The organism is Amycolatopsis sp. NBC_01488 (genome assembly GCF_036227105.1).
GTDB lineage: Bacteria > Actinomycetota > Actinomycetes > Mycobacteriales > Pseudonocardiaceae > Amycolatopsis.
Window position 1 is genome coordinate 6,070,027 of sequence record NZ_CP109434.1, and the last position, 8,669, is coordinate 6,078,695.

Annotated in this window: 7 protein-coding genes, 1 tRNA gene and 1 pseudogene; 4 read left to right on the plus strand and 5 right to left on the minus strand. The window is 72.5% G+C overall.

From position 1 onward, the window contains the following. Positions 1-23: 23 nt before the first annotated feature. Positions 24-463: pseudogene (locus tag OG738_RS28845) on the minus strand (Hsp20/alpha crystallin family protein). A 103-nt stretch (positions 464-566) separates the two neighbouring features. On the opposite strand from OG738_RS28845, the gene OG738_RS28850 reads away from it, so the two are divergent. After that, complete coding sequence (locus OG738_RS28850; protein ID WP_329045562.1) at positions 567-1,175, plus strand: HSP18 transcriptional regulator; 609 nt, start codon at positions 567-569, stop codon at positions 1,173-1,175. A 38-nt stretch (positions 1,176-1,213) separates the two neighbouring features. Next, the gene (locus OG738_RS28855) at positions 1,214-1,393 is read left to right on the plus strand and encodes a hypothetical protein (RefSeq protein WP_329045563.1); all 180 of its coding nucleotides are present in this window, start codon (positions 1,214-1,216) and stop codon (positions 1,391-1,393) included. On the opposite strand, the gene OG738_RS28860 is transcribed toward OG738_RS28855, so the two are convergent. Genes OG738_RS28860 through mdlC form a run of 3 tightly spaced genes read right to left on the minus strand, consistent with a single transcriptional unit; the run spans position 1,394 to position 5,629 of the window. Continuing rightward, positions 1,394-2,605: an MFS transporter gene (locus OG738_RS28860; protein WP_329045564.1), complete on the minus strand. Its 1,212-nt coding sequence runs from the start codon at positions 2,603-2,605 to the stop codon at positions 1,394-1,396. A gap of 19 nt (positions 2,606-2,624) precedes the next feature. Next, on the minus strand, positions 2,625-4,052 hold the full coding sequence (locus tag OG738_RS28865; protein WP_329045566.1) for a benzaldehyde dehydrogenase: 1,428 nt from the start codon (positions 4,050-4,052) through the stop codon (positions 2,625-2,627). 2 nt (positions 4,053-4,054) lie between these two features. Continuing rightward, a complete protein-coding gene (mdlC, locus tag OG738_RS28870; protein ID WP_329045567.1) occupies positions 4,055-5,629 on the minus strand; it encodes a benzoylformate decarboxylase in 1,575 nt (524 codons plus the stop codon). 96 nt (positions 5,630-5,725) lie between these two features. On the opposite strand from mdlC, the gene OG738_RS28875 reads away from it, so the two are divergent. Further along, positions 5,726-6,619 carry a LysR family transcriptional regulator gene (locus tag OG738_RS28875; RefSeq protein ID WP_329045569.1) on the plus strand — a complete coding sequence of 298 codons (894 nt, stop codon included), beginning with the start codon at positions 5,726-5,728 and terminating at the stop codon, positions 6,617-6,619. On the opposite strand, the gene OG738_RS28880 is transcribed toward OG738_RS28875, so the two are convergent. Next, on the minus strand, positions 6,616-7,398 hold the full coding sequence (locus tag OG738_RS28880; protein ID WP_329045570.1) for a cellulose-binding domain-containing protein: 783 nt from the start codon (positions 7,396-7,398) through the stop codon (positions 6,616-6,618). The two genes, OG738_RS28875 and OG738_RS28880, sit on opposite strands and share 4 nt — an antisense overlap. Before the next feature lie 1,178 nt (positions 7,399-8,576). On the opposite strand from OG738_RS28880, the gene OG738_RS28885 reads away from it, so the two are divergent. After that, a tRNA-Leu gene (locus OG738_RS28885) sits at positions 8,577-8,660 on the plus strand. Positions 8,661-8,669 lie beyond the last annotated feature (9 nt).

Here is an 8,669-nt window from a genome sequence, read left to right on the forward strand (position 1 = left end):
CCCGGACCCCGCTGCCTCCGAGATCAGGCCTTGATTTCCCGGCGTCCGCCGGATCCGGCGACGGTGATGCGACGCGGCTTCGCCTTCTCGGCGACGGGGATGCGGACGGTCAGCACCCCGGCGTCGTAGTCGGCGGTGATGTGCTCGGTGTCCAGCGTGTCGCCGAGGAACAGCTGGCGGGAGAACACGCCGAGCGGCCGTTCGGAGACCTCCAGCTGGATGTCGTCGCCGGCCGGCAGGGGACGGCGTTCGGCCTTGACGGTGAGGACGTTCCGCTCGACGTCCAGCTCGACGGCGCCGGGATCGACGCCCGGGAGGTCGAAGCAGACCACGAACTCGTCGCCGGCGCGGTAGGCGTCCATCGGCATCGCGGCGGGCTTGGACCAGGTGCCGGGCCCGCGGTGCCGAACACCTGCTGGGCGAACCGGTCGAGGTCGCGGAAGGGGTCGGTGCGCATCAACATCGGGATTCACCTCCAGGAACGACGACTCTGGCGTCAACACGCACCTCTGTTCTAGCATGTCGTCAGAACGATGACAAGCAACAGGTCGTCGGAAGGATGACGAATGGACCACAGTGATCCCGCCGGTGCGCTGCACCGGATCCACGACGCGGTCGCGGCCGCCCGCGCCGGCTCGGCCGACCAGGATGGGCTGCTGTCCGCGCTGGCCGGCCTGCGCGTGCTGCGGGAGGAGCTCGCGGGCTGGGAGCCGGAGCTGATCACCGCGGCTCGCGCGGCGGGAGCCAGCTGGGTGGCGCTGGCGCCGGCGCTCGGCGTGGCGAGCCGCCAGGCCGCGGAACGCCGTTACCTGCGGCTCCAGCCGTCGAACACGGGGGAGAAGACGGGCGAGGCCCGAGTGGACGCCGAGCGCGACCGGCGGGCGGGCGATCGCGCGGTCGCCGACTGGGCCCGGCGCAATTCGGCGATCCTGCGCCAGCTGGCCGGCCGCGTGAGCGCGCTGGACGGCCTGGGGCCGGCGGCCCAGGCGAGCGCGGACCGCCTGGGCGCGGCCCTCGGCGACGACGACCCGGCGACGCTGCTGCCGCCGTTGGCCGCGGCTCAGCCACACCTGGCCGAGGAGCACGCGGGGCTGGCGAAGCGGCTGGGCGAGATTTCCGAGGAGACGGACCGGCTTCGCCGGGACGCGGCGGGGAACCGGCGGTCCCGGGACTGAAGTGTCTGAGCCCGGCCGAGATCGGGTACCACCCGGGCATGGACGACCGCGACCAGCTCCCCGACCGGACGGAAACCCGCGCCGAGCTGCTGCCGGAAGAGCAAGCCGTCGACAGCGCCGACCCCGAAGGCCAGGCTCGCGAGGTGCTCCGCGACTCCGACCGCCGCACCGAAGACCCCGAGCCCACCATGCGCCGCCGTCCCGAGGAGACCACCTGACTACACCGCCGTCAGCTCCGAGGACGTCCGTGCCTCGCCGCGCAGCGCCAGCACCGCGACCAGCCCGAACGCGGCCACGACGGCGAAGAAGTAGAACCCCCACGGGTACGCGACCCCGGCGGTGACCAGCGCACCGGTCACGAACGGCCCGAGGATCGAGCCGAGCCGGCCCACCGCCGACGTCAGCCCGAGCGCGGTGCCACGTGCCCGCGCCGGGAACGCCTGCGCCACGTACCCGTAGATCAGCACCTGCGCGGAGAACACGAACACACCCGTCAGCAGCACGACCGCGTTGAGCACGAAGGCGTTCCCGATGCGCAGGCTCAGCGCCGCGAGCAGCACCGCGCCCGCGCCGAACCAGATCCGGGCGATCGGCCGGATGCCGAACCGGTCGGCGATCGTGCCGGCCAGCACGAGGCCGAGCACCGCGCCGATGTTGAGCACCAGCAGCAGCGTGATCGACGTCGAGATCGGGTAGCCGGCCGTGCGCATCAGCTGCGGCAGCCACGTGTTGAGGCCGTAGACCAGCAGCAGCCCCATGAACGACCCGGTCCACACGGCGATGCTGATCCGCCGGAAGCGTGCACCCAGCAGGTCGCGGAGCCCGACACGCTCGGTGGCGGGTTCCTCCTTGGCGGCGAGGTAGGCCGCGGATTCGGGGAGCTTCCACCACATCAGCGGCACGGCCAGCAGGCCGACGAGCCCGCCGCCGTAGAACAGCAGGTGCCAGTCGTCCTTCGCGTACAACGCCAGGATCGACGTCAGCACCGCGCCGACGTGGTAGCCGGTCATGGTGAACGTGCTCGCGCTGGCGCGGCGCCGCGCGGGCAGGTTCTCCGACATCACCGTCAGCGCCACCGGCATGCACGCGCCGAGGCCGAGCCCGGCGACGAACCGGAAGATCCCGAACGTCGCGACGTTCGGCGCCACCGGCGTCAGCAGGGTGAACAGCGAAAACAGCAGCACCGAGCCGATGAGCATGCCGCGGCGCCCGAAGCGGTCGGTGAGCGGGCCGAGGCAGGCCGCGCCGACCGCCACGCCGATCAGCGACACCGTGGCGACCAGCGTCGCCCCGGCCGCGGTGAAGCCGAGGTAGCCGCTCTTGAGCAGGGTCGGGATGGTGGCGCCGAGCGCGACCAGGTCGTAGCCCTCGAGCAGGACGGTCAGCCAGCAGAGGACCGCCGTCCACACGGGACGGGGAGACGTCGTCATTGCCGTACTCCTAGGGGTTTCAGAAGGGGTAGCCCGCGATGTCCGCGCGGACGGTCAGCCACTGGGTCTCGGTGAAGGCCTCGATGTTGGCCTGGGCGCCGCCGAAGCGGGAGCCGTTGCCGGAGTCGCCGACGCCGCCGAACGGCGCGGTGGGCTCGTCGCCGACGGTCTGCTCGTTGATGTGCACCTTGCCCGAGCGGACCTCGTCGGCCAGCGTCATCGCGGTGCCGACGTCGCCGAGGATGCCGACCGACAGGCCGTACTCGGAGTCGTTGACGATCCGTGCGGCTTCGTCGAGGTCGCGGTAGGCGCGCACCGGCGCGACCGGGCCGAAGATCTCCTCACGCCAGGCGGGTGTGTCGTCGGACAGTCCGAAGAGGACGGTCGGCGGGTAGTACGGCGCATCGGGCTTCCCGCCCGCCAGGACCGTCGCGCCCGCGGCGACGCTGCGGTCGACGACGTCGGTGACGTGCGCGAGCTGCCGATCGTCGATGATCGGGCCGAGCGCGACGTCGCTCTCGGCCGGGTTTCCCACGGGGAGCCGCCGCGCCTTCTCGGAGAGGGCTTCGACGTAGTCGTCCACTTGGGACTCGTGGACGAGGTGCCGCCCGGTCGTCATGCAGATCTGGCCCTGGTGCAGGAACGAGCCGAACGCGCCGGCGGACGCGGCCTTCGCGACGTCGGCGCCCGGCAGCACGACGAGCGCGTTGTTCCCGCCCAGCTCCAGGTGCACGCGCTTGAGCGCCCGGGCGGCGGCCTCGCCGACCTTGCGCCCGGCCGCCGTCGAGCCGGTGAACGACACGACCGACACCTCGGGTGCGTCGACCACCGCGGCGCCGACGGTGGCGTCACCCGGCAGGAGGTGCAGCAATCCGGAAGGCAGCCCGGCCTCCTCGAAGACGCGCACCAGGCTCACCCCGCCGGACACCGCGGTCCGCAGGTCCGGCTTGAGCAGCACGGCGTTGCCGAGCGCGAGCGCGGGCGCGACCGAGCGGATCGCCAGGATCAGCGGGAAGTTGAACGGCGAGATCACCGAAACCACCCCGGCCGGGACGCGCCGGGCCAGCGACCAGCGCGGTTCGCCAGTGCTCAGCACCTCCCCGCGCGGATGCGTGGGCAACGCCGCGGCCTCGAAGCAGATCCCGGCCGCCATCTCGGTTTCGATCCCGGCCTTCGGCCGCGTCGAACCGGCTTCGCGGACGATCCAGTCCTGCACCTCCGCCGCGTGCGCCTCCCACAGCTCCCCGGCGCGGCGCAGCACCGCGGCGCGCTCGGCGGGCTTGCGCCGCGCCCAGTCGCGCTGAGCTCTCGCGGCGATCGAAGCCGCCTTCGCGACGTCGTCCGGAGTCGCGATGCCCACGCTGCCCAGGGTTTCGCCGGTCGCCGGTTCGACGACCGGACGGGTGCCGCCGGTGCCGTGGAGGAAGGGGGTCTCGAGCAAGGCCATGGTCACTCCGGGGAGGTCGGTTCGGTGTCGACCTGGATCAGCCGCGGGCCGTCCGGGGTCGTCTTGAGCTGGGTGCGGAGGTCGTCTTCGTCGGTGACAGTGGTGGCGTCGACGCCGTAACCCGCCGCGATGGCGGTGAAGTCCAGGCCGGGGATCTCGGTCCCGGGCACGTCCGGTGTGCCGAGCAGCTCGCCGAACCACCGCAGCGCGCCGTAGACGCCGTTGCGCAGGATCACGAACGTGACCGGGACGCGGTGGTGCGCGGCGGTCCACAGCGCCGTGATGCCGTAGTTGGCCGAGCCGTCGCCGATGACGCCGACGACCGGGCGGTCCGGGCTGCCCATCGCGACTCCGACGGCGGCGGGCAGGCCGAACCCGAGGCCGCCGGCGGCCGGGAAGAAGTACGAGCCCTCGCGGCGCAGGTCCAGCTGCCGCCACCACGCCGAGTTCGTCGACGTCGATTCGACGACGTAGCGGGTGTCCTCGGCCTGGGTTTCCCGCAGCGCCGCGAAGACCTGCTCCGGGTGCAGCGCGGTCGTCCCGGTCTTCGGTGCCGGGTTCCCGGCGAAGTCACCGCGCGATCCGCGTCGCGGCACCTTGGCCAGCAGCGCCTCGATCACCGGCGCGGGGTCGGCGACCAGCGCCTCGCCCATCGGCGCGCGGGCCGCCGCCCCGAAGTCGTCGGTCACCTGCACCAGCCGCGTGCCCGCCGGCAGGTACGCACCCGGCACGTACTGGTGGTAGCGGAACACCGGCGCGCCCAGCACGAGCACGAGGTCGTGCCCGGTCAGCGCGTCCGAGATCGGCGCGATGCCCGCGGGCAGCACCCCGCGGAAGAGCCGGTGCCGGTTGGGGAAGGGCAGCCGGTGCGGCGACGGCGCCACCCACGTCGGCAGGTCGAGGTGCTCGGCGAGCGCGACGGCGCGGTCGAACAAGCCCAGCGCGTCGAGGTCGCCACCGAGGACGAGCGAGGGGTTCTTCGCCGTGGCAACACTTGTCGCGAGATCGTCGAGCTGGGTCTCGCTCGGAATAAGTCCTCTTTGGACGCTCCGGTCGAGCGTCGCGGCCGCGTTCGCGTCGAGTTCGGCGGCCCAGTCGTCGTAGGGCACCGAGAGGTACGTCGGGCGCCGGTGCAGCTCGGCTTCGAAGACCGCCTGCGCGAGCGACCGCGGGACGTCTTCGGCGCAGCTCGGCTCGCCGGCCCACCCGACGAGGGGTCGCATGAGCTGCGTGGCGTCGACGTTGGCGAGCATCGCCTCCATGCCGATGGCCGCGCGCACCTGCTGGCCGGCGGTGAGCACCAGCGGAGTGCGGGAGTAGGCGGCGTTGGTCAGCGCGCCCATCGCGTTGCCCGAGCCGGCGGCGGCGTGCAGGTTGACCAGCACCGGGCGGCCGGTCACCTGGGCGTAGCCGTCGGCCATCCCGACGACGGCGCCTTCGTGCAGCCCCAGGACGTAGCGGAAGCCGTCCGGCAGCTCGGCGAGGAACGGCAGCTCGTTGGAGCCGGGATTGCCGAAGATCGTGGTCAGGCCCCTGCGGTGCAGGAACTCGTGGGCGAGCCGGCGGGCGGTGGGCATGCGCGGGTCCTCCTCGGTCGGGTTGGCCCAGACCTTAAGGAGGAGAGCGGGCTGTGTTCCAATAAATGTTGCCTCGCTCGTTCATAGACGGGATCGATGATGCGGGACTTCGACCTCAACCTCGTGCGCACGTTCGTCCTGCTCTACGAGACCCGCAGCGTGACCGCGACGGCCGAGTCCCTGCACGTCACGCAGCCGACGATCAGCTACAGCCTGCAGAAGCTGCGGCGCCGGTTCTCCGACGAGCTGTTCCGCCGCACCGGCGGCGGCCTGGTGCCGACGACGACCGCCCGCGCGCTCTACGAACCGCTGCACAGCGCGCTGTCCGGCATCGAGACGGCGGTCAGCGGCGCGTGGTCGTTCTCGCCGTCGACCGCCCGGGCGGCGTTCACGCTGTGCCTGTCGGACCTGGGGGAGATCTCGCTGCTGCCGCGCCTGATGGCGGCGCTGCCCTCCCGCGCGCCCGGCGTCCGGCTCACCGTCCGCCCGCTCGACGTCGAGGGCGCCGCCGACCAGCTCGGCCGCGGCGAGATCGACGCGTTCATCGCGTCGTCGCTGATCAGCTCCCAGCGCGTGGCGCGGATCCCGCTGTTCTCCGAGGGCTACCTGGGGATGGTGGCCGGCGACCACCCGCGCCTGGGCGCTTCGGTCGACTTCGAGCAGCTGGCGGCGGAGCGCCACGTGACGGTGTTCGGCCCGACCGGCCACGACGGCCCGCGCCGCGCCCTGGAGGCGCGCGGGCTGCTCGACCGGGTGGTCCTGGAGGTGACCCGCTTCGCGGCCCTGCCGTACCTGGTCCAGGACGGCGAGCTGGTGGCGATGGTGCCGCGCCTGGTGGCGGAGATGTTCGCGGCCCAGCACCGCGTCCGGCTCTTCGAGCTGCCCTTGGAAGTCGAGCCGGCGCAGGTGTCGGTCTACACGCGACACCCGCACGCCCGCAGCCCCGCGCAGCACTGGCTGGTGGACTTCATGCGGGAGGTGCTGGGTTAGCCCGCGTCGCACCGCTTGCCGTTGAGGGTGAACGCCGTCGGCGCCGGGTTGCCGTGGTCGAAGGCGCCGTTCAAGCCGGTGCTGACGGTCGCACCCGGCGCGAGGGTGGCGTTGTAGGACTCGGCGTTCACGGTCACGCGGCTGCCGCTCTGGCTGTACTCGCCGTCCCAGCCGTGGGTGACGCGCTGGCCCGCGGTGAACGTCCAGGCGAGCGTCCACGGCGAGAGCGTCTCGCTGCCCTTGTTGGTGATCGCGACGCCCGCGGTGAAGCCGTCGTTCCACTGGTCCGTCACGGAAAACCGAACGACGCACGTCGCGGTCTCGACGGGCGCGGGCGGCGGGGGCGGCGGCTTGGGCACGGCCGACGACGTCGCGGTCTGCCGCAGCACGGTCGGGATCGGCGTCGGACTCGGTTTCGGCGCGGCCGGCGTCGTCGAGCGAGGAGTCGTCGCCGGCGCGAGCGGGCCCGGCGGCGCGGCCGCCTGCCGCTGGGGCGAGCTTTCCGACGTCACGGCGATGAGCACCAGGCTGCCGACCACCACGACGGCGCCGGCGGCCGCGGAGAACCACCGGATTCGCCGGCCAGCCCGTTGCTGGCCGGCCGCGGCCTCGCGCGCCCGCTGCTCGAGCCGTTCGCGGTAGCCGTCGCCGGTGTCCTCCTCGCGCATGGGCGTGGCTGGAGCCGCCCCGCCGAGCGAGCGCGGCGTCGCCCCGGTCTCCCGGAGCAGCTCGGCGACGGAGATCTCACCGTCGTCCCGCCGCTGATCGGCGCGCGCCATCCGAACCTCCCGTTCCGCGGCCCGACCGGCGAATCCTAGGAAGCCACGGCGACCTTGTAAACCGCGTGCACGCCGCGCACCCGCCGTGCACCCGCCGTGCACGGCGATCCTCGACGACTCGGAGCGCCGGTTCGCCCTGACCCCGGACTCCGCCGGCACTGACCGCCCGCGGCGGCGAAGGCCCCCGCGCTGCGGCACGCGATCTGGCCGCCCCTGCCGGACACCCGCAAGCCGAGGCCGCGGCGTTCGCGAAGGAGCTCGACACAGTCGCGTACCGCCCGACGAGCGCCGAGGCCGGGCGGACGTCGGGTGTCCCGGGCGCCGACGACCTGGCGAACGTGTTCTTCTACGACGCCGAGCACGAAAGCGCGTTCGCCGGCGCGCGACCCGTAGGCGGTGCTCAACCCGACGGCTGCATGACTTCGTCACCTGGTTCGCCGCACATCGCGACGCGTTCGGAGGACTGTGACGAAATACCGCCCCGCGGCGGCCGGCCGCGCTCCGCGTGACCGATGCGATGCGGTTCGAATGCGATGCGGTTCGAAGTCCTGGGCCTGTCCGGCTCATTGCAGCGCGCCGCCGGTACGACCTGGCCCACGCCCATTGGGCAAAGTCGGCGCGCCTGGACGTCACGCAGTCCGTGGCCCTGCTTTCACACCTCCTGGCCCCCGTCGATCGCCAGCCGACGAAGACCCGCGAACTGGCGACGCGCAGAGCGGGTTTCCCCAGGTCCTCAAGGCTATAGGCGCGCGCCTGGCAGCCCGCCCGACGCGGACGATGGGCGAGGCTCTGAACCGCGTGGGCCGCCCGGCCCAGGCTCCCCGGCAACGCCCCCGGAATGCCAGGCGAACGCTACAAGTCGGCGCCGGCCGAGCTGACCCCTGGCAGACCAGGCGTTCAAGCAGCTGTCAGCGTTCCCGACGTTCTCGACAGCGGTGGCCCCGAAGGACTTGGAGCTGCCCCAGCCGACACTGCAGCACTGTTGGGAATCCCTGGCGGACGTTCACTTACTGAACGTCCGGCCCGGGACCGCTACGCCTACCGGGACCCAGTCTGCCTGCTCGCTGAATCGATGCAGCGAGCCCAAAACTCGTCGATCATGCCAGAGGGTTGTCGAGTGCCGACCCAGACCCCCCTGAACGGGGGTGAGGGGGAGCCGTATACTCTTTCTTCAGCAGGTCCGAGTGGCGGAATGGCAGACGCGCTAGCTTGAGGTGCTAGTGCCCTTAACGGGCGTGGGGGTTCAAGTCCCCCCTCGGACACGTGTGGGT